Origin of the sequence: Phytobacter palmae (assembly GCF_039409775.1) — a bacterium.
Taxonomy (GTDB): Bacteria; Pseudomonadota; Gammaproteobacteria; order Enterobacterales; family Enterobacteriaceae; genus Phytobacter; species Phytobacter palmae.
Genome location: NZ_JBCIVJ010000009.1, coordinates 30,195 through 50,336, shown reverse-complemented (window position 1 = coordinate 50,336; position 20,142 = coordinate 30,195). Strand labels below are relative to the sequence as shown.

The 20,142-nt window shown below is 53.9% G+C and carries 22 protein-coding genes; 10 read left to right on the top strand and 12 right to left on the bottom strand.

Annotated features, from left to right (window positions below; genetic code table 11):
* Nucleotides 1-47 precede the first annotated feature (47 nt).
* The 3 genes from oqxR to AAIG39_RS12675 all read right to left on the bottom strand — a co-directional run bounded on the left by oqxR (nt 48) and on the right by AAIG39_RS12675 (nt 2,406).
* Nucleotides 48-527 carry an efflux pump transcriptional repressor OqxR gene (gene oqxR / locus AAIG39_RS12685; protein ID WP_090085000.1) on the bottom strand — a complete coding sequence of 160 codons (480 nt, stop codon included), beginning with the start codon at nt 525-527 and terminating at the stop codon, nt 48-50.
* 281 nt (nt 528-808) lie between these two features.
* Nucleotides 809-1,258: a DUF2569 family protein gene (locus AAIG39_RS12680; RefSeq protein WP_343194004.1), complete on the bottom strand. Its 450-nt coding sequence runs from the start codon at nt 1,256-1,258 to the stop codon at nt 809-811.
* A 314-nt stretch (nt 1,259-1,572) separates the two neighbouring features.
* Complete coding sequence (locus tag AAIG39_RS12675) at nt 1,573-2,406, bottom strand: oxidoreductase (protein ID WP_343194003.1); 834 nt, start codon at nt 2,404-2,406, stop codon at nt 1,573-1,575.
* A 104-nt stretch (nt 2,407-2,510) separates the two neighbouring features.
* Between AAIG39_RS12675 and AAIG39_RS12670 the strand changes: the two genes are divergently transcribed.
* A complete protein-coding gene (locus tag AAIG39_RS12670; protein ID WP_343194002.1) occupies nt 2,511-3,431 on the top strand; it encodes an AraC family transcriptional regulator in 921 nt (306 codons plus the stop codon).
* A gap of 4 nt (nt 3,432-3,435) precedes the next feature.
* Here AAIG39_RS12670 and AAIG39_RS12665 read toward each other — a convergent pair whose 3' ends face one another.
* A complete protein-coding gene (locus AAIG39_RS12665; RefSeq protein WP_343194001.1) occupies nt 3,436-3,720 on the bottom strand; it encodes a hypothetical protein in 285 nt (94 codons plus the stop codon).
* Between the two features lie 246 nt (nt 3,721-3,966).
* Here AAIG39_RS12665 and AAIG39_RS12660 point away from each other — a divergent pair, with 246 nt between their 5' ends.
* The 4 genes from AAIG39_RS12660 to AAIG39_RS12645 all read left to right on the top strand — a co-directional run bounded on the left by AAIG39_RS12660 (nt 3,967) and on the right by AAIG39_RS12645 (nt 6,960).
* Nucleotides 3,967-4,551, top strand: coding sequence for a TetR/AcrR family transcriptional regulator (locus AAIG39_RS12660; RefSeq protein ID WP_090085007.1), 585 nt, complete (start codon nt 3,967-3,969; stop codon nt 4,549-4,551).
* A 199-nt stretch (nt 4,552-4,750) separates the two neighbouring features.
* The gene (locus AAIG39_RS12655) at nt 4,751-5,320 is read left to right on the top strand and encodes a DUF308 domain-containing protein (protein ID WP_090085008.1); all 570 of its coding nucleotides are present in this window, start codon (nt 4,751-4,753) and stop codon (nt 5,318-5,320) included.
* 48 nt (nt 5,321-5,368) lie between these two features.
* On the top strand, nt 5,369-6,424 hold the full coding sequence (locus AAIG39_RS12650) for a catalase family peroxidase (RefSeq protein WP_343194000.1): 1,056 nt from the start codon (nt 5,369-5,371) through the stop codon (nt 6,422-6,424).
* On the top strand, nt 6,421-6,960 hold the full coding sequence (locus AAIG39_RS12645) for a cytochrome b (protein WP_090085012.1): 540 nt from the start codon (nt 6,421-6,423) through the stop codon (nt 6,958-6,960). The genes AAIG39_RS12650 and AAIG39_RS12645 overlap by 4 nt, the downstream gene beginning before the upstream one ends.
* Nucleotides 6,961-6,962: 2 nt before the next feature.
* Here the strand turns inward: AAIG39_RS12645 and AAIG39_RS12640 are convergent, their stop codons facing one another.
* A complete protein-coding gene (locus AAIG39_RS12640) occupies nt 6,963-7,832 on the bottom strand; it encodes a LysR family transcriptional regulator (protein ID WP_090085014.1) in 870 nt (289 codons plus the stop codon).
* A 128-nt stretch (nt 7,833-7,960) separates the two neighbouring features.
* On the opposite strand from AAIG39_RS12640, the gene AAIG39_RS12635 reads away from it, so the two are divergent.
* Together AAIG39_RS12635 and AAIG39_RS12630 are read left to right on the top strand one after the other, a co-directional pair.
* Entirely contained in the window at nt 7,961-8,707 is a 747-nt protein-coding gene (locus AAIG39_RS12635; protein WP_090085016.1) for a glucose 1-dehydrogenase, read from the top strand.
* 80 nt (nt 8,708-8,787) lie between these two features.
* Nucleotides 8,788-10,251 carry an MFS transporter gene (locus tag AAIG39_RS12630; protein WP_090085018.1) on the top strand — a complete coding sequence of 488 codons (1,464 nt, stop codon included), beginning with the start codon at nt 8,788-8,790 and terminating at the stop codon, nt 10,249-10,251.
* On the opposite strand, the gene AAIG39_RS12625 is transcribed toward AAIG39_RS12630, so the two are convergent.
* Complete coding sequence (locus AAIG39_RS12625) at nt 10,248-10,853, bottom strand: TetR/AcrR family transcriptional regulator (protein ID WP_343193999.1); 606 nt, start codon at nt 10,851-10,853, stop codon at nt 10,248-10,250. The two genes, AAIG39_RS12630 and AAIG39_RS12625, sit on opposite strands and share 4 nt — an antisense overlap.
* A 143-nt stretch (nt 10,854-10,996) precedes the next feature.
* On the opposite strand from AAIG39_RS12625, the gene AAIG39_RS12620 reads away from it, so the two are divergent.
* Complete coding sequence (locus AAIG39_RS12620; protein WP_079496650.1) at nt 10,997-11,398, top strand: RidA family protein; 402 nt, start codon at nt 10,997-10,999, stop codon at nt 11,396-11,398.
* 285 nt (nt 11,399-11,683) lie between these two features.
* Here the strand turns inward: AAIG39_RS12620 and AAIG39_RS12615 are convergent, their stop codons facing one another.
* The 3 genes from AAIG39_RS12615 to AAIG39_RS12605 all read right to left on the bottom strand — a co-directional run bounded on the left by AAIG39_RS12615 (nt 11,684) and on the right by AAIG39_RS12605 (nt 14,372).
* Nucleotides 11,684-12,361, bottom strand: a complete 678-nt coding sequence (locus AAIG39_RS12615; RefSeq protein WP_343193998.1) for a DUF1963 domain-containing protein — start codon at nt 12,359-12,361, stop codon at nt 11,684-11,686.
* 284 nt (nt 12,362-12,645) lie between these two features.
* On the bottom strand, nt 12,646-13,434 hold the full coding sequence (locus AAIG39_RS12610) for a phosphotransferase (RefSeq protein ID WP_343193997.1): 789 nt from the start codon (nt 13,432-13,434) through the stop codon (nt 12,646-12,648).
* A gap of 56 nt (nt 13,435-13,490) precedes the next feature.
* Nucleotides 13,491-14,372 carry a LysR family transcriptional regulator gene (locus AAIG39_RS12605; protein WP_343193996.1) on the bottom strand — a complete coding sequence of 294 codons (882 nt, stop codon included), beginning with the start codon at nt 14,370-14,372 and terminating at the stop codon, nt 13,491-13,493.
* Nucleotides 14,373-14,474: 102 nt separating this feature from the next.
* On the opposite strand from AAIG39_RS12605, the gene AAIG39_RS12600 reads away from it, so the two are divergent.
* A complete protein-coding gene (locus tag AAIG39_RS12600; RefSeq protein WP_343193995.1) occupies nt 14,475-15,488 on the top strand; it encodes an aldo/keto reductase in 1,014 nt (337 codons plus the stop codon).
* Nucleotides 15,489-15,581: 93 nt separating this feature from the next.
* Here AAIG39_RS12600 and AAIG39_RS12595 read toward each other — a convergent pair whose 3' ends face one another.
* Nucleotides 15,582-16,772: an MFS transporter gene (locus tag AAIG39_RS12595; RefSeq protein ID WP_343193994.1), complete on the bottom strand. Its 1,191-nt coding sequence runs from the start codon at nt 16,770-16,772 to the stop codon at nt 15,582-15,584.
* A gap of 115 nt (nt 16,773-16,887) precedes the next feature.
* Between AAIG39_RS12595 and AAIG39_RS12590 the strand changes: the two genes are divergently transcribed.
* A complete protein-coding gene (locus AAIG39_RS12590; protein ID WP_090085040.1) occupies nt 16,888-17,844 on the top strand; it encodes an AraC family transcriptional regulator in 957 nt (318 codons plus the stop codon).
* Nucleotides 17,845-17,865: 21 nt separating this feature from the next.
* Here the strand turns inward: AAIG39_RS12590 and AAIG39_RS12585 are convergent, their stop codons facing one another.
* On the bottom strand, nt 17,866-18,546 hold the full coding sequence (locus AAIG39_RS12585; protein WP_343193993.1) for a transporter substrate-binding domain-containing protein: 681 nt from the start codon (nt 18,544-18,546) through the stop codon (nt 17,866-17,868).
* A gap of 111 nt (nt 18,547-18,657) precedes the next feature.
* Nucleotides 18,658-19,890: an MFS transporter gene (locus AAIG39_RS12580; protein ID WP_343193992.1), complete on the bottom strand. Its 1,233-nt coding sequence runs from the start codon at nt 19,888-19,890 to the stop codon at nt 18,658-18,660.
* Nucleotides 19,891-20,142 lie beyond the last annotated feature (252 nt).

The following is a 20,142-nucleotide window of genomic DNA, read 5'->3' as shown; positions in this document are numbered from 1 at the left end:
AAACCGCCTTCACAGTGAGGCGGTTTTTTTTCGCAAAAAGAGAATTATTAAAGCGCTTTTTTATACCGGGTATCAATTTCAGGCACCGGGTCACAGCCGCTGGTATCGGCTTTTTTGACCTTTTCCAGCGCGCTTGCCACGGTATGACGAGCTAATACCTCTAACGACGCCTGTTCTGCTTCATCAGCGATAGATTTAAAGTACCAGCACGCATTGGCGCTGACCACGCAGCGCGCCGGTACATCGGGTCGCGACGCCCAAAGCTTTTTGTCTTCGATGACGGACAGGTAGATATCGCGCAGGGTGATCTCTTCGGGCGGTCGGCCAAGATGAATAGAGCCGTTGCGGCCAAGTGTTGAGACGATAATGCCGTCACGTGTGAGGGGCACCATCAATTTGCGGATGAAGCTCGGATTCGCTTCCAGACCATAGGCCAGAATCGCACTCGTCGAACGTTCACCGGATTGCTCCGCCATCGCTACGCTGAGAACCATCTGCAAAGCTGTCGGGAAGCGGTAATCTAACATTTCAGTATCCTGGGTTGCGGTGAATCTTTTTCTTTTTGGCACCGCAGAGGTGAGTAATCAATGAGCAATAATATAACAAATACCGTTATTTTTTTGAAGCAATCAACGAGTGACCTGACGCGTAAAAAAGAGTTTCCACCGTGTGCCACAAACTTCATCCAGAGCGAACTGACTCCTTTATCCAGCCAGCCCGAACCTCATAAAGAGCATATAGCGCTACCGATACAGGCCACAACTATTCAATGGCTGGCCTGAGGTATTTGAAGCACGAAACGTTCATTTTATGTGCCCTGTATGTCTCCAGATGTTAAGGATATATGATGCGACCCAACGAACGTCTTTTTAACCCGAACAGAACAATGAAAGTAAGGTATCCAGATGCAAGCATAAATTAGATACCTGACAACAGGCATAATAATGGCAAAGTTCAGCGCAAGAGGCGAAAATAAGTATGAAGTGATAGCCCGGTCAATCAGCATGACCGCGATACTGTTGGTGCGCAACAGGCTATACGCCGGCGGTAACTCGCTCTTTTTACGCAAAAAAAGAGAGGCAGCATAAATAACCAGGAGCAGTAAAATCAGGTTAATTCCTGCGGCAATAAAAAGCCAGGAGGTCTGATAAACAGGAATACGACCCAGCGTATTCATACCCAGCTTTAAGGTCATTACCTGCGAAGTGAAATAATCACAGACCATTAGTAATATATTGAGGAGTGGCAGGAACAACAAACCGCTAATTTTTCTTTAGCGTTTTTCTTCATATTCAGCACACTATTCAAGATGTTGCGCAATGGACATATCACAGGTTAAGCACGTCCATTTGAAAGGGGTCGCAGTCCTTACTTTTTTGTCTCTTCGTTCATAACGAACTTGCTTCATTCCCGGCTTAATTAACGGCTAACCATGAACAATCTTTAGGGTAATTGCGTTCTCACCGTTGTGGTTATGAAGAAAACAAGTATAAAACCCCCTGCCCGTGCGAAATGGCCGGTTATATAACCGGCCATCCTTGTCCCGCTAATGTGCTCTGTAGCAGAAATTAATCAGCCATCGGTTGAGCGCGTTATTTTTTCCCATTGTTCTATTTCCTTACCCAATGCCGCGAGTTTTTCTCGCACTAAACTTAATGCGTCACTGCCTAACAACAAATGCGTGGGCGGGGTTTCGCTCTGCGTTATTGCCAGAATGGCACGTGCGGCTTTCACAGGATCGCCGGGTTGCTTACCGCTTTTTTCCTGACGAGCCTGACGAATGGGATCGAATAAAGCATCATAGTCCGCAATGCTGCGGGCACTGCGGACCATTGAGCGGCCAGCCCAGTCGGTCCGAAATGACCCCGGCGCCACGGCCGTTACGTGTATGTTGAACGGGGCAAGCTCTTTGCTTAACGTCTCTGATATACCTTCCAGTGCAAATTTGCTGCCGCAGTAATAGCTGATACCAGGCATGGTAATGAAACTGCCCATCGAAGTGATATTAATGATATGGCCGCGGCGTCGCTGGCGCATACCGGGCAGGACCGCTTTGATCATTGCCACTGCGCCGAACACATTCACATCAAACTGCCGGCGCATCTCTTCAAGCGAGGATTCTTCCATTATCCCTTCATGGCCGTAGCCCGCGTTGTTGACAAGGATATCAACCGGGCCAACTGTCGCTTCGGTTTCTGCAACCACCCCATCAATGCGCGCAACGTCCGTGACATCAAGAAGGCGACCGAACGCCCGCGAAGTATCAAGGGCTTCGAAGGCCTGCTGTGCTTCGCGGTTGCGCACAGTCCCGATAACCCGATGGCCTACGGCGAGAGCTTCCTGCGCCAGTGCCCGACCGAAGCCGCTGCTGACGCCAGTGATTAAAATGGTTTTTGTAAATGTCATAAAAAGCGCTCCATGAACAGTAGAGTTTGCATGGTATTCTCTGAACTGCTGGATTTTCAGGCCATATCTTCTCTTTTTCTTGCCTGATTTTATGAGGAGCGAAAATGTCTCTGATGCTCACCTTAATGAAAACCCTTGCGGCGCAGGAGGGTTACAACCTGACTGCGTTGCCTGATGTGCGAATTTTACGCGCCGATCGCCCGCTTTCCAGAACGCCTGTGCTTTACGATCCGGGGATTGTGATTGTCTGCCAGGGCAGTAAACGCGGTTTTTTCGGTCAGCAGACCTATTTATATGATGAGCAACACTACCTGGCCGTTTCGGTGCCCGTGCCCTTTGTGATGGAAACCGACGCTTCGCCAGAACATCCGTTACTGGCGATTTATATGCATCTGGATTTTCAGCTTGCCGCTGAACTCATGTTGCAGATCGAACAGCATGGCAACCCGCATCCTCCCGCCGCGCCGCAAAGCATGATGTCGAGCCCGATGGACGATGCGGTAAAAGCGGCTGTACTGCGCCTGCTTGAAGTGTTGAACAATCCGTTTGAGGCGGCCATCCTCGGCCCCGGCCGGGTACGTGAGCTCTATTTCCGCGTGTTGACGGGTGCACAGGGGAACGCAATGCGTGCGGCGCTGGCTTTGCAGGGGCAGTTTGGCAAAATCGGTAAAGTGCTACAGCGCATCCATGCCACCTACGCTGAACCGTTAACGCTGACGCAACTGGCGATGGAAGCCGGAATGAGTGTGCCTACATTTCATAGCCATTTCAAAGCGATAACCCGCGTGCCGCCAATGCAGTATGTGAAATCAGTACGCCTGCACCAGGCGCGAATGTTGATGGTGCGTCAGTCTATTACCGCCGCCGCCGCGAGCTATGCCGTCGGCTATGAAAGTCCGTCGCAATTCAATCGCGAGTTTAAGCGCCTGTTTGGTCTGCCACCGGCTGAGGAGATAAAACGCATGCAGCGTAACTTTGCTGTTCCACCGGCGCAACAAGCGTCAGTATTTGTCTCCTCGCATTAGGCTGCTACTGAATATCACGAGATTCATTCACCAACATCCTGATTATTTTGTCCACCATAAAGGGCGCAGCATGGTTGAGTTCCGGATCGCTTAACAGTTTATCGGCTATCATCAACGCAAAATGGCGAACGGCTTCGTTATCACCGTTACAGCGCATGTGCTGGCTCCGTTGTAATAATTCACTCCGCTGCGATTGCCCCTTATTCGTTGCACTTAAACCGGAAAATGAACGGAACGGGCCTTCTGCTGCGGTTAACTTGCGCCTGTCAGGGAAACGGATAACCGTCATAAAGTCTCTCCACCGGGATGTTTTGAACTAAAACCATCCTAGTAGTAGGATGGTATAGTGTCAATGTTGTACAGATAAGCTTCAACTTTTCACAAAGGAAATGCGCGAAGAGATATTCAGGCTCAGCCGATGCCGGGTCTGGCGGTTTGACAATTTCTCTTCCTGCCAGTAGGTTGTCCAGACTGAATCCTGCACAAGATACTGATCTCAAGAATTTTTTACCTGGATTGATTACTGGAGAGTGAAATGATCGAACGTTCACCGAAAGCGCGTGAAATTATGGCTAATACGCGACAACTGCTCACCGCCGGAGGGTATAAAAGTTTTAGCTATGCCGATCTTGCTGAGCGGGTCGGTATTCGTAAAGCCAGTATCCATCACCATTTTCCGGGCAAAGAAGATTTAGTGAAGGCGGTTGTACAGGAGTATCGTGCCGAAGCTCAGGCCGGAATGGCGGCCATGGATCAGCAAATAAACGATCCCCTCGTCAAAGTGAGAGGTTATGCCGATTTCTGGTCGGCTTGTATCAAAGATGGCTCTTCACCATTTTGTATCTGCGTGATGCTTGCCGTTGAGCTGCCAACATTACCGGTGGAGATTGCCGCTGAGGTCACCGGCCATTTCAGCGATCTCTCTGACTGGCTGACATCATTACTCCGCGCGGGTGAAGCCCTGGGTATTTTCCAGTTAAATGAAACCGCGCAAGCCGAAGCCAGAGCGCTGATGGCAGGCATACACGGCGCCATGCTGGCAGCACGAGCATTCAATAATCCGCAGGTGTTTGATCAGATTGCTTATCCACTGATCAACAAAGTTGTAAAAGTAGCCTGACAGTTGCCCGGTCTTTTAACCGGGTAACACTTGTTGCAAAACCTCCCCTTACCTCTCGCCTCTCAATGCTCCTGTTATGACGTAACCTGGTTGCAGCAAAACATGTTGACCTTTTACCTACCTACTAGTAGGTTTACTGACGAGAGGAAGCTCATTCTGATGCTCCATTTGTTCAACATGCCAGGTTGAGAGGGTTGAAATGTCCGATAGTATTCATCACGAGATTCAGCAAAACTGGCTCAAACAGTATTATTTTTCCCGTACGCTTTTCTCAGTTTTATGGGTTATTGCCGTTTTTACCATTGGCCATTCTTCGCCTTTTTGGGCATCGCTTTTGTTAATTCTCTATCCCGCCTGGGATGCGATGGCTAATTATATTGATGCAGTTAAAAGCGGTGGATTTGGTCGTAGCCGGATGCAGACCGTCAATATTATCGTCAGTGCCCTCACAACGCTGGCAGTAATAGTGAGCATCAGCAGCATAAATGATGTGATTCGTATCTTCGGTTGCTGGGCAATATTATCAGGCCTGCTGCAACTCGGTGCGGCGGTTCAGCGCTGGAAAAATTATGGTGCGCAATGGAGCATGATGTTAAGTGGCGCTCAGTCTGCTTTGGCAGGCGCATTTTTTATCTTTCAGGCCCGGACGCCAGAGCCACCGTCTATAGACAATATTGCGGGTTATGCTGCGTTTGGCGCCTTCTATTTTTGTATATCAGCCGTGTCGTTAACCGTTCGACAAAAAAGAGAAGCGAAACAACCAGGCTAAATGCACTGCTCTTTTTTAAAAATATTGCGAACAAAATGAGTTAATCCGATGAATATTAAATCACAGGTAAACAGACAAACTTTCGTGCGTCTGGCGCTGGTTGGCATTATTCCGTTGATCCTTTTTGGATTATTTCTGTGGGCTGGCGGCTGGCTTACGCCTGAACGTCTGACGTCCGACAAGCTGGTCACTGTATTGCAACAGTCAGGTGGCGTTCATAAAGGCTATCGCCGTAATCATGCGAAAGGCATGTGCGTACTGGGAAAATTTATCTCAAACGGGAATGCCAGCACGCTGTCACGGGCCATACTATTTGGCAAAGGTGAAACTGCTGTAACAGGGCGTTTTGCCATTGCAGGTGGAAATCCTGGCGCACCGGATTATGCCGTGCCCGTCCGAAGTATGGCGCTCTCCTTCCAACAGAGTAATGGTGAGCAGTGGCGCACCGGGATGAATGCCATGCCATTTTTCCCCGTCAGTTCCGTTGAAGGCTTCTATGAACTTCAAACGGCGACCCTGCCGGATGCTGCAACCGGAAAACCGAATCCGGAAAAATTGAGTGCTTTTGTTATGCAGCATCCGGAAATAAAACCGTTTTTTGCCTGGGCAAAGCAATACATTCCCTCTTCAAGCTGGGCCAGCGATCGTTTTAACAGCCTGAATGCTTTCCGCCTGATTGATAAGGCAGGCAATGAACAACTGGTGCGCTGGAGTATGGTGCCGCATACCGGGTTCGCCCCCATAAGTGATGCTGATAAACAGAACACCGATTTTCTGCAACAGGATCTTGTACATCGTCTGGAACAGGGGACGCTGGAATGGGATTTAGTGTTCACGCTGGCTCAGGCGGGCGACAAAGGTAACGATTCCACGAAAGCATGGCCCGCCGACCGGAAAACGATTAATGCCGGTACGCTGGTCTTAAATAAGGCTATCCCTCAACAGCAGGGGCCCTGTAATGACATCAACTACGATCCTTTGATTTTGCCTGACGGCATAGCAGCATCTGATGATCCGATACTTAACGCGCGCTCCTCGGCTTATGCCAAATCCTACAATCTGCGTACCCATGAACAGGCACAACAGGCAGGAGAAAACTTATGAAAAAGGTCGCTTATTTTCATCCGGCATTGCGCGTCCTGCACTGGCTGATGGCCGCAGCGATTCTCATTATGTTGTTTATCGGTGTGGCGATGGTCTCGACCGTATCCTCCCTGCACAGCTTGCTGGTGTCGATCCACAAGCCTCTGGGGGTGATGATATTACTTCTGGTCATCGTTCGTTTGTGGTTGCGATTTACTACGGCTACCCCCTCTTTGCCCGCCTCCATTCCTGCATGGCAGCGCACAATGGCCCATCTTTCGCACTGGGCGCTCTATCTGATGATGCTGGCCCAGCCGCTGACAGGCTGGGCGATGCTCTCGGCAGCCGGGTATCCCGTCACTCTGGGGAATGGCATAGTTCTGCCCCCCATTATGCACGTGAATAATGACTGGTATGCGCTACTGCGGCCGCTTCATACCTGGGTTGCCCTGGCGTTATTCGCAACGGTACTGCTGCATCTTGCCGCTGCGCTGCTGCATGCATTCGTCCTGCGCGACGGCGTTTTCAGCAGTATGACTGGCATCCGTAAACCGTAGACTTACGTGGCTGCCGTCACGGGATCGGCGAGCATCGCATCGGCGAGATCCAGTAAGACCCGCAGGCGATCCATATGCCGGAGGTCAGAGTGATACCCCACCCAGATATCTTTGGACGGCGGTGGCTCCGGCATACTGACAGGCTGCAATCCGGTGGTGGCATCACCAATCGGTCGCGGCAGCACGGCAATCCCCATCCCTCGCTGGCACATCTGTGCCTGTACGGCCCGGCTGGTACTGGTGAAGACTCGTCGTGACTGCGGGAACCTTTCCAGCAGCCAGGCGACGTCGGAAAAATGGGATTGTGCGGTATTCATAAGAATTAACCCTACTGCGGCCGGGTCGCTTTGCGCGAGCCCGGCGATTTCAGGTGTTCCATACAGGGCATAGGGAATGCGCATCAGGCGGCGCTGAACGATATCCGGCTCGGTAAAAGGCACGATGCGAAACGCGATGTCGGCATCACGGCGCGAAAGATTGAGTAAGCGGTAGCTTGCGATGATCTCCGGCACAATGGCCGGATGTTGCTGCGTCAGTTCGACCAGAACAGGCGCCAGAACATAGTTAGCAAACCACTCTGCCGACGATATCCGCAATATTCCTTCAAGACGTTCGTGATTCCCTGCCAGGCGCCGTTCCATCGCCAGCGCTGAGTTTTCCATCGCTTCTGCCAGCGTCATAACCCTGTCGCCGGCGTCCGTTAGCACCAGCCCGTTAGTTGTCCGACGAAAGAGCGCCTGCTGCGCCTCATCTTCAAGCGCTTTTATCCGGCGCCCCACTGTAGGGTGACTTACGCCAAGACTGCGAGCCGCCTCTCCGAAAGAGCCCTTACGCATGACTGCCAGAAATATCCGGACGTCGCCCCATTCCATGTCATAGCCTCACCGTTCAAAAATGAACATCGAATATACAAAAGTGTCAGTTCCAAAACAATTATGTAACTATCAACATAGTCTCCTCAGCTAAACCGCCCGTGCGGCGATTTCAGGAAGCTCAAGAGATGAACAAATTAAAAGACAAGGTTGCCATCGTGACCGGTGGCTCCAGCGGTATCGGGGCTGGCATTGCCCGCCAGCTGGCGGCTGACGGTGCGAAGGTCATCGTCAATTACGCCGCGAACAAAAGCAGTGCCGATATGGTGGTCGCGGATATTGAAGCCGCCGGTGGGCAGGCTCTGGCGGTAGCGGCGGATGTCACCAGCCAGGCGGAGGTCGAGGCGCTGGTCGGCTCGGCCATCGACCATTTCGGGCGGCTGGACATTGTGGTAAACAACGCCGGTATTTATCAGTTCGCCAGGATTGAAGAGAGCACCGAAGCGCTCTATCGCAAACAGTTCGACATCAATGTTCTGGGCCCGCTGTTAATGGCTGGCGCCGCTGCGCCGCATCTGACGAAAGGCAGCAGCATCATTAACATCAGCTCATTCGTCACTCGCGTCTTTATCCCCGAAAGCGCCATCTATAGCGGCACTAAAGGCGCGATTGACGCCATCACCGGCGTTCTCTCCCGGGAACTCGGCCCGCGGGGAATCCGCGTCAACGCGGTCAACCCCGGCCTTATCGAAACACAAGGGAGCCATAGTGCGGGCGCGATGAACTCGGATTTCCAGACATGGAATGAAAGTCAGACGCCACTTGGCCGTATCGGCCAGGTGCAGGATGTCGCGCCGATTGTCTCATTTCTCGCCTCAGATGACGCGGGGTGGGTCACCGGCGAGATCATTCTGGCCTCTGGCGGCATGCGCTGACACCCCCATCCAGCGCCCTGCCCCACAATTTCCCAACACGTCTCTTAGCGGGGACGAAACCGTTATATACGGAGCGTTCTATGTCGACACATACCCTCACGCAAGCCGAGCCGCGTCGCTGGGCAATGTTTGTCATCCTGCTGGTCGGCGCATTTTTGCCACCGCTCGATTTTTTTATCGTTAATGTTGCGCTGCCTGCCATTCAGGGTGAGCTTGGCGCCTCTTCCTCCGCAGAACAGCTGGTCATTTCATCCTATGCTGCCGTGTACGCGGTAACATTAATAACGGGCGGCCGCCTGGGTGATATTTACGGTCGCGGGAAGATGTTTTTTATTGGGCTTATCGGTTTCGCTGCTGCATCACTGCTCTGTGGTTTAGCCTGGTCACCGTGGGTCCTGATTACAGGGCGCATGTTACAGGGCGCGACGGCCGCCATTATGGCACCACAGGCGCTGGCCTCCGTACAGGCCATCTTCCCGGAAGCGGAGAAACCATTAGCGCTGAGTATCTATGGTGCTGTGTTTGGCCTGGCCTCGGTTATCGGGCAGGTTTTGGGCGGTATTCTGATTTCAGCGGACCTGTTTCACCTGGGCTGGCGGACGATTTTTCTCGTTAACCTGCCGGTGGCGCTGCTGGTTATCCTCTTTGGCCTGCCGTTACTGAAAGAGACGCGGGCGCAATCTGCTCAGCGGCTGGACCCCATCGGCATGCTACTGGCAACCGTCACGCTGAGCATGCTGATTGTGCCGTTGACTGAAGGCCGTGAGGCGGGATGGCCCTGGTGGACGTGGCTGTCACTTCTTGCTGTCCCGCTGCTGGCCTCGTTGTTATGGCGTTATGAACATCGCCTTAGTCAGAATGGCGGTTCTCCACTGCTTGATCCGGCCGTACTCCGCGCGCCCGGGGTGGGACAGGGACTGGCGATCGTTTTGCTGTTCTATTCCATTGGCGCCTTCTTTCTTCTGTTTTCTGTTTATCTTCAAGGGGCGTTGCATTTAAACGCGCTGACCGCGGGCCTGCTTTTTCTGCCCTTTGGCATCGGCTTTCTGATTGGACCGTTACTGACGCCCTGGCTGCGGCGCTTTATCGGAAATTACCTGAGCGCAATCGGGATGGGATGCGAGACCCTGGGGTTAGCAGGCCTGGCATGGCTGATTACCAGTACGCTGACAGGCAGCTCCCCAGCCATGCTGCCACTCGCAGTACTGCTTTTTACTACCGGTCTTGGCCAGGGGCTGGCGATGCCAACGCTGGTCCGGATGGTAACGGGCCGCGTTGCCCCGGAATTTTCAGGCATGATTGCCGGCGTAACCAGCTCGGGATTACAAATCAGCACTGCGCTGAGCGTCGCCATAATCGGGGGTATTTTTTATAGCATGCTGGGCACCGATAAAAGCGGCGCAAATATCACGCATGCCTTTATTGTCGCGCTTCTGACGATGTCAGCATGCCTCGCCACTGGCGCAGGGCTAAGTATCCGGCTTATCCGGCGCGCCTCTGGTCTGCCCTCAGATCCGGCCAGCCGCATCCCGCAGCGATCTTAGTGCGATTCGCCTGAATGATTACGTAACCCGCTGGCAAGCAGCGTAAATACCTTAATAACGTCTGGCAGTCTTTTTTGCGGAGCGTCGCTCGCGGCTATCAACAGTGCAGCATTGAGCGCCGCTCCGTTCAACAGATGTGCAGCGGCCATTGCATCCATCTCTTTGACGACCTTGCGTTCAATCATGCTTGTCAGGGTTTGTCGGGTGGATTCAAGGCAGCTATTCTGGCTGGGCCATTGAGCGGGATTGCCCAGGAAAGCCGGGCCGTCAAGCAGGACAATGCGCCTCACTTCCGGGTCCAGCGCCATCTGAATGTAGGCAATACCTTCGGCCAGCAATCTCTCCCAGTCATCGCTGGCTGTTGCGGCAGCGGCTTTTGCGCGCTGAGCCATTTCGCTATCTATCTGGGTGACGACCGCGGCGAGTAACCCCTTTTTATCACCAAAGGTGTGATAAAGCGCTCCGCGTGTCAGACCCACACTTGCGGTTAATTCATCCATTGATGCATTAGCAAAGCCTTTTTCTGCAAAGGCCTTACGCGCGGCTGAAATCATTTTTGCGCGATTTTCTTCCATCGCCTCGATTCGGCGGTTAACAGCCATACCCTCTCCTTTTTGACATACATCGCGTATCTCACTTGACATACGTGATGTATGTGATAATTATTACACATACATCGCGTATGTTAAATCATTCCGTCCTGTATTGCTTCATCTGCGCTATCTGTTTGAAAAGAGGAAACCCTATGATTCAACGCGAGCCTGTTTTTCCTGCTCATCGCCATGCTCTCTATAATGAACACGGTTATTCCGCCGCGATCCGTTCTGGCGACTTGCTGTTTGTTTCTGGTCAGGTCGGAAGCCGGCCAGATGGCACGCCGGAACCCGATTTTGCCGCTCAGGTCCGACTTGCCTTCGATAACCTGAAAGCGGTTCTTGATGCTGCTGGATGTACCTTTGATGATTTGATTGATGTCACGACATTTCATACCGATCCCGAGAATCAATTTCCCGCCATTATGCAGGTTAAGCAGTCTGTTTTTCCGCATCCCCCTTATCCAAACTGGACTGCTGTTGGCGTCAACTGGCTTGCAGGATTCGATTTTGAAATTAAGGTGATTGCCCGCATTCCTGCGCATCAGTCATAACCAGAGGGAACGACATGATCATTTTAATGGCTACACCGTAAACAGCATTGATCCAACGGGAGCGGGTGATGCGTTCCGGTGCAAGCCACCGGGACTCGTTTTGCTTTCCTCCTCCCTATTTTGAAACGGCATATTACGTGTAATCTTCGCTTATGGCGCGGCGCGATCGGCCGCGGGAGGCATGACGGCAGCGATAAGAAAAAGCAGAAATGCGCACATGTTTGCATAAGCGATTAAAAACCAATGACGCCGACGCCCCTTAACAGCGGATAACAGGTCAATTTATCAGTAGAACTGGCATGAAAACCGCCAGACGCCGTCTGGTGATTTGTGAAAATAGCCAATGCCGTTATCCGCCCACATCCAGTTAACTTTTTCCTCAGATCCCACCTGAAAGACGAAATCCTCAAGCCCGACACCATGTTGTATTTCCGCAGGGTATCCGCCAACTTTGGTTCCCCCATAGCGGCTAAAGTCCTCAAAGAAACTGTCACTGGCTGATTCATCATCGTTTACGGCAGAAAGATCAAGAATATCCCAGGCATCCTCCCAGCCCGGCGTATCATCATTCACACTTAACCATCGCACAGGAAACGCGCGATACGGCGTGACCAGTTCAGGTAATAACTCAAGCCCCTCAAGCGTGGCATATTCACGAATTAGCCAGCCTTCACCATGGGGTTGGTCAAAAGGATGGCTTTCCATATTATGAAAGAGCACCAGAAGAGCGACATTCTCGAGTTGTTCAGGAATAACAGGGAGCTCATCGATACGAATCTGAAGAAGCGGAAACATCGGTTTCCCTCTCCAGACAGGCAGTCCTTCGCCTGCAAGCGATACTCCTTTTAAAAACCAGGAGGTAAGAGGATCTGCACTGGGGCGAAAACCACCTACCTGAGCCACCGATGCAGGGCGCAATTTGGACCTGAGCTCTTCTAAAACTAACGCACTTTCGGATTTCATCTTCGTTGCCTTGCGTATGAGGATATTCTCTTACTATCGCGGATTCAGACCTGCTCATTATATAAAAATGATTCCCGGAAAGGTCCGGCCCAAAGCGACCTCAGTGATCCTTTCTCAAAACAGGAGACTTAACATCCTCCCCCAGCTAGCTTCATCTGATGATAAAAATCTGTTTAGTATCATTTCACTGCACCGACTGCAGATGAAGGGTTCACTATTATTGAATACAGCTAAAATAGTGAACCTGAGCCATCAGCAGACGGCTTTTTAATGCCTGTATTTATTCAAAGCATATTGCCGACATTATCTAACCAGTCGGGAAGATGTTCCTTGTACCAGTTAAGATACAAAGGCAAGGTTGTTTTTTCCCGCTCATAAAGCAGCGTAATCACTTCGGTGACGATCCATGCTTTTGCAATGGCAATTTCTCGCGCCAGTGCATTGGAATTACACTGGCCCGATAACTGGCAATAGCGTGCTGCAAGGTCAAAAAACGCGGATTTCGTTCCCATTCCTTTAATGAGGGGAGCTAGATCGATGGCCGGGCTTCCTCTTCCAAACCTTTCCCAGTCGAAAAGCACAACATCACCATTCGCTCTTTTTCCCCAGTTACCGGCATTGCTATCACCAGAAACAAGACTCTGATAACCAAACAAAACATCACTATATTGTTGAAAACGCCGAAGCTGTTGCGCGCTTTTCCCGGGTAATGCTAGCAACCGCAGAGATTGCTCAAGCGCATACTCTGACCAGCCATGGTTATGGTAAACCCACTGCGGGCTGGCGATATAACGGTGCAGGCAGCACAGCGTTGCGAGAATTTTATCGCCGGACACTTCGTCCTGACTAACCTCAAAGGGGATATATTCCAGTCTCAGACTACGAAGGTCAGGATCGGCTGATAACAGTTTTGGTACAGTCACCCCTGCCCGGCTGAGTTCGCCGGCAGCCTGATGATAAAAATGATACTCCACCTCACCAACGGGAGATTTTTCGATAATCTGACGACCCGTTTCATCAACAAGAAGCACCACTCTTGCTACCCCCATACGGGATAGATTCTCAGCTGACATAGCTCTCTCCCTCAGTGGGTATTTTTCTGGTATTCCGGTGTTTAAAGCGATGGCGTTTATTGGCGAATAAAATCGACAAATGCCCGCAACGCGGTCGGCAGATTCCGTCGTCCGGAATAGTAGAGGAAAAAACGGCCCGGCGGCGCGCTAAAGCCATCCAGGAGAGAGACCAACCGACCTGCGGCTAACTCTTCGCTCACCATCGCCTCGTAGAGGTAAGCAATGCCAGCGCCATCGCGTGCAGCCTGAATCATTAGCATATCGTCGTCAAACACCAAAGGGCCGGAGACAGCGACGGCGAGCGGTTTTCCTGCGACCAGAAATTCCCAGTGATAGTGGCGACCACCTGGAAAACGCCGGCCAATACAGGCGTGATCCAGCAGTTCATCCGGCGATTTGGGTACGCCTCTCAGTTTCAGGTATGACGGCGCAGCAACACATACGAAACGCTGGAGGGGACCGACAGGGACAGCAATCATGTCTCCGGCCAGGCTCTCGCCAAAACGGATACCCGCGTCAAAGCCACTGTCCACGATATCAACCAGGCCGTCGTCAGTCACAACATCGACTTTCACCGACGGATACTTCGCCACAAAACCCGCCAGTACAGGGGCCAGCACCAGCCAGGCAGCCGGGCGCGGCACGTTCAGACGCAGCGTACCGGCGGGCACCGCCTGTAATGCCGTCAGATCGACAAGCGCATCCGCTACCTCGCGTAAAGCGGGGGCGAGGCGGGCCAGCAGGCGCTGCCCCGCCTCGGTTGGCGTAACACTGCGGGTGGTGCGGTGGAGCAAACGAACCCCCAGCCGCTCTTCCAGCCCACGCATGGCATGGCTCAGGGCTGAGGCGGAAACACCGCGCTCGGCGGCAGCTTTGCGGAAACTCCGATGCCGCGCCACGGCTTCAAAAGCGTCTAGTTCATGCAGATCGATAGTCATATTGATGAGAATTATTCAGTAGTTCATCAAACATAACATGGCTTATCGCCTTCTATCCAGCGTGCCACACTGGCGCCGTCTGATTGAACAAGGAGTTAAACTATGCAGCAGAAAAAACTGGGTAATGCCGATTTCACTATTTCTCCCATCGGTCTGGGAACCTGGGCCATCGCGGGAGCGGGCTGGGAATTTGGCTGGGGAACGCAGGATGACAATGAAAGTCTGGCCGCGCTGGAATATGCCGTGGAACGCGGCGTGAACTGGATCGACACCGCTGCCGTTTATGGACTTGGGCACGCCGAGGAACTTGTCGGAAGAGTCCTGCGCCGTGTACCGGCTTCGCGCCGTCCGCTGGTATTCACAAAAGGCAGTCTGGTCTGGGACCCGACAACCCGGCAGATTTCGCACTCCCTGGCACCGGATTCATTGGCCCGTGAGATTGACGAAAGCCTGCGCCGCCTGCAGACAGACACCATCGATCTGTATCAGATCCACTGGCCGGCTTTCCCGGCAGACGGCCCGGACGACGGCATTGAAGCTGCGATCTCCGTGCTGGAAAAGGCGCGTCAGCAAGGCAAGATCCGCGCCATCGGCGTCTCTAATTTTAGCGTCGCACAACTCAGGCGCGCCCTTGCCGTTACGAAAATTGCCTCGCTCCAGCCGCCTTACTCGGCGCTCATGCGCGAGGTCGAGTCCGACATCCTGCCATTTTGTGAGCAAGCGGGTATCGGCGTGATCGCCTATTCAACCCTGCAATCGGGTCTGCTGAGCGGCGCGATGACGCGTGAACGCATCGCCCGCCTTCCCGATGACGACTGGCGTAAAACCCGCAGTCCGGATTTCAGGGAGCCGCGACTGACCCGAAACCTTGCACTGGTTGAGACCTTCCGTCGGATCGGTGAACGCCATGGGCTGGCAGCGGCAGCGGTGGCGATTGCCTGGGTACTGAGACACCCGGCGATATCGGGTGCGATTGTCGGCGCGCGCCGCCCGGCCCAGGTCGACGGACTCCTTGATGCTGCCCGCTTCAGACTGAGCGAGGACGAACTGGCCGAAATCGCCCCCTTCCTGCCCGAAGGCACGGGCACCAACGTGCCTGAGGAAGCAGCGTCCTGAATAGCGTCCATTGACGCTTAACAGAACCAGGCTGCCAATGCCTCGCTCAGCGCTTCGGGCTGCTCATCCGGCACGAAGCGCTTTGCGCCATTTTTATGCGGCAGCCGGTTTTGTCCGTACGCCGATAAACACAATGATCATCGCCGTCAACAGCAGTAACCCGCTGCCGATGAAGACGCCACCCGCCCCGCTGACATCGAACACGGCCCCACCGCCTGCCGCACCCGCGCTAATGGCAAGCTGCACGGATGCCACCATCAGCCCGCCCGCGCTTTCCGCTTCATCCGGTACGGTTGTCGCAAGCCAGGTGGTCCAGCCGACCGGCACCATGCCAAACGCAAAGCCCCACAGGGTGACCAGCAGTCCATCCAGACCTGCCAGATGACCAAACAGCACCATCGCAACCGCCATCAACCCCATCACAAACGGCACCAGCGCCAGGGTTAAATGCAGATTACGCGACAGCAGATACCCGGCGATGGACGTGCCGACAAAGTTCGCCAGCCCAAATCCGAGCAGGATCAACGAAATGCTCTCCACGCTCACCTGCCCGACAGTCTCCAGAAAAGGGCGCAGATAGGTGAAGAAGGCGAAATGGCCGCTGAAAATCAGGATTGTCGCCAGCATCCCGCCCACCATGCCTGGTCGACGAAGTACGCGAAACAGTGCGCTCAGGCTGCCACTGTTTTCCGGCTTCATGGATGGCAGTACCCATAATTGCCACAGCAGCGCCAGCGCGCTCGGTGCGGTACACAGAATAAAGACATTACGCCAGCCAATAAGGCTGCCCAGGTAGCTCCCGAGCGGTGCGGCGACCACCGTTGCAACCGACACGCTGGAAAAGATAATCGCCAGCGCCTTCGGCACCTGCGCTGTTGGCACCAGCCTTAACGCGGTGGCCGTCGACATGGCCCAGAAATCGCCAATCGCCACCCCAAGCAGCAGACGCCCCAGCAATAAGACATGCAGCGAAGGAGCAAAAGCCACCAGCAGACTGGAGACGATTTGTAACAACGAGAAGGCGATCAGCACCCAGCGACGGTCGATATTTTTGGTAGCGGCGGCAATCAGCAATCCGCTCAACAGTGCCACCAGTGCCGTGGCGGTCACCGCCTGTCCGGCCATCCCTTCGCTGACCCCCAGACTCGCTGCCATGGGGGTCAGTAAACTGGCAGGTAAAAACTCTGCGGTAATCAAACCAAACACCCCAAGCCCCAGTGAATAGACGGCTCGCCAGGCGGGTTTTACGGGCGCAGTAACCTCAGCCGCGACATCTGTGTTCATCTGTTTTTCTCCTGCCATAAAAATGTGACCAATGTCGCAAAGCATAGGAAGTTCCCTGCGGACGATCTATGACATATAATCTCCAATTATTGATAATTCGTCCGGAGTTGTAGCGATGACGACTCAGACACCCGATCTCATCAGCGAGTTACTGCGGGGCATGCGTCTGTCTGGCGTGAAATACCGCCGCTTCGAGGCCAGCGCACCGTTCGGTTTTGCCTTTGATGCCGCGCCCGGTAAAGCGCAGTTTCATTTCGTTAGCCGCGGCCCGGCGGTACTGCGGATGGAGAGCGGCGCCCGTTTTACCCTCAATAGCGGCGATGCGCTGTTTATCCCCAACGGCAACGCCCATGCCCTGCTCTCTGATGACAACGCGACGGCGACGCCGCTCGCCGCCTTTCAGGGCGAAGCCATTTGCAGTTCGGTCTGCCAGATTACCTGCGAACCCTGTAAGGGGAGCGAGAACGTGGTGATATTCAGCGGATGTATGGATTTCGAGCTGGGCGGGATGCAGCCGCTGATTAAAGCGATGCCGGAAGTGATGATGGTCAGTAAGTTAATGTCTACCTGGCCGGAGATTCACCCCCTGCTTGCCGCCATGGAGCGCGAATCGATGACCCGCCAGGTTGGCTTTGCGGGTATCCTGGCACGTCTGGCGGATGTGGTGGCGGCGCTGATTGTGCGCGGTTGGGTGGAAGCCGGTTGCGGCAAAGCCACCGGCTGGGTGCAGGTGCTGCGCGACCCACGGCTGAGCCGGGCGATTTACGCCATGCATCAGCAACCCGGCATTAACTGGAGCGTGGCGGATCTGGCAAAAGAGGCAGGAACGTCACGTTCCGTGTTTGCCGAGCGCTTTCTCTCTGCCACCGGCAGCACCCCGGCAAAATATCTCAGCGAGCTGCGTATGCGGCTGGCGATCCAGTACATCCGCCATGAAAATCAGCCCATCGAAACCGTGGCGCTGCGACTTGGTTATGGCTCGCTCGCGGCATTCAGCCGGGCCTTTAAGCGCATTGTCGGCCACCCGCCAGGTGCCCTTCGCGAGGTTTCGCAATCACTGCCAGAGATGTGATGTTTTTTTACAGGCTTAAGACTACTGACGCAGATGCCTGGTAATGATGTCTGACAGGGTGTTGTCTTCACGCAACCGGGCCAGCAATTCTGTAATGGCGTCAAAGTACCGATCATCGGCTTTTGCCACGCAGACAGCCTGTTGAATCTCGGTGAAATCATCAGGCAACACCCGAAAGCCCGGAGTGGCGTGGGCCGCAGCCTCCAGCGGCTGACGAATCCCGGCGACCATCTCACCTTCCCCCGCTAAAAAAGCATCAATCGCCGCCTGAGAGGAGGAAAGACGGTTCAGCGTTGCATGATGTAACTCACGGGAAAGCCAGAGGTCATAGGCCGCATTCTTACCCACATTAATGACGACGCCAGGCCTATCCATTTCGCTTACGCTTTGCCAGTCGCTCTGTTCGCGCACCATCAAGGTGCCTTTAATGGTGATGTAGGGAGACGTAAAGCGCAGCAGATCCTCCCGTTTTGGATCTATTGCCAGAAACGCAATATCCCAGATGTCCCTGCCTGCATCTTCAACCACTTTACCGGCGGCAGGGTAAGTGATGAACCGGGGACGACAATGCAGATGGCGGGCGATATTCTTTGCCAGTTCGACGGTGATGCCTGCTGGCTGACCGTCAGGCGTCAATGAAGCCAACACAGCATTACCGGCATTGATGGCAAAACGCAGGGTGGGTAACGTTTCATCTGGCATGAGCTTCTCCTGTCTGCAAATCCGCGTAATCGGTTCTCCCGTCAGGAAAAGATAGCAACTGGCGTCGCATCATGCGCGGGCAATCTGCCACTAAGTTGCCCTCGCTTTGTCTTACGTCCCGCTTTCCAGCCGCTGGCGCTTGCGCAGATTGGGGAACCACTTCATCCACAGCGCTACCACCACCAGCGTACCGATACCGCCAATGGCCGCAGCAGGCACGGCGCCAAGCCAGGCGGCGAGCATCCCGGATTCAAACTCACCCAGTTGATTTGAAGTGTTGATAAAAATCGAGTTCACCGCGTTTACGCGACCGCGCATCTCATCCGGCGTGTCGAGTTGTACCAGCGAGCCGCGAATGACCATGCTGACCATATCACAACCGCCCAGCGCAAAAAGCGCCAGCAGAGAAAGCCACATCCAGCTGGAGAGGGCGAAGACCAGCGTGGCGACACCGAATCCCGCCACGCTCATAAACATTATCATCCCGACATTGCGCTTAAGCGTACGATGGCTTAACCAGAAACCCATTAGCAACGCTCCCACGGCAGGGGCACTGCGCAACACGCCCAGACCTATGGGACCGGTGTGCAGCACATCGTGAGCAAAAATTGGCAACAGCGCCGTCGCCCCACCCAGCAGGACGGCGAAGAGATCGAGGGAGATAACCCCTAAGACATCCGGACGCTTACGGATAAAATCGACGCCGGCAAACAGTGAGGAGAGCGTCGGTGGGGTGCGTGGCGGCAGCGCCTGCTCATAGCGCAACGTCAGCACCAGCATCAGCGAGAGCAGATACAGCCCCGCGGTCACCGCATAAACGACCTCCGCCCCCGCCGCATACAGAAAGCCGCCCAGCGCGGGCCCGACTATCTGCGCCGCCTGGCCGGATACCGCGTTGGCGGCCGTGGCGCGTGGCAGAATCGAGGTGGGTACCAGCGCGGGCAACATCGAAATCATCGCCGGTGATTCAAGCGTTTTCGCCGAAGAGATAATAAAAATCAGCGACAGGATCACCCACACGCTGGCATCCCCCTTCCAGGTCAGCCAGGCCAGTAGCGCAATGGCTGACCACTCCAGCACCTGACCAAACATCACTACCCGACGGCGATCAAACTGGTCGGCGATATGCCCGGCGGGCAGTGCGAGAATAACGGAAGGAAAAAACTGCACCAGGCCTATCATGCCTAGCCAGAATGCACTGTGGGTTTGCGAATAGATTTGCCAGCCAACGATGATAGAAAGCATCTGAAAGCCGAAGCCTGAACTGGTGCGCGCCAGCCAGAAAGAGACAAATGATCGATGCTGCAATAAACGGCCATCGTTACCGGACAACAGTGGTGCCATAGAAAATCCTGTAAAAGTGGTAAGCCAGCGCGTGAAGTTTGCCCGGCGGTGGTTTTAGTTCTCGTTTAATGAATGCTCTGGCGCCTGGGATATGCAGAGAATGATTCAGTACATGTCAGTTAAGTGGCCCAGGCTCCGATCACGAAAACTCCGGCGAACTCTGTGACGATCACCTTCCTGAACGGGTAAAGGGGGCCACCGCGGCCCCCTTTACACTCCCTGCGGTTGCGCGTTCAAAATGCTGTGTAGTGA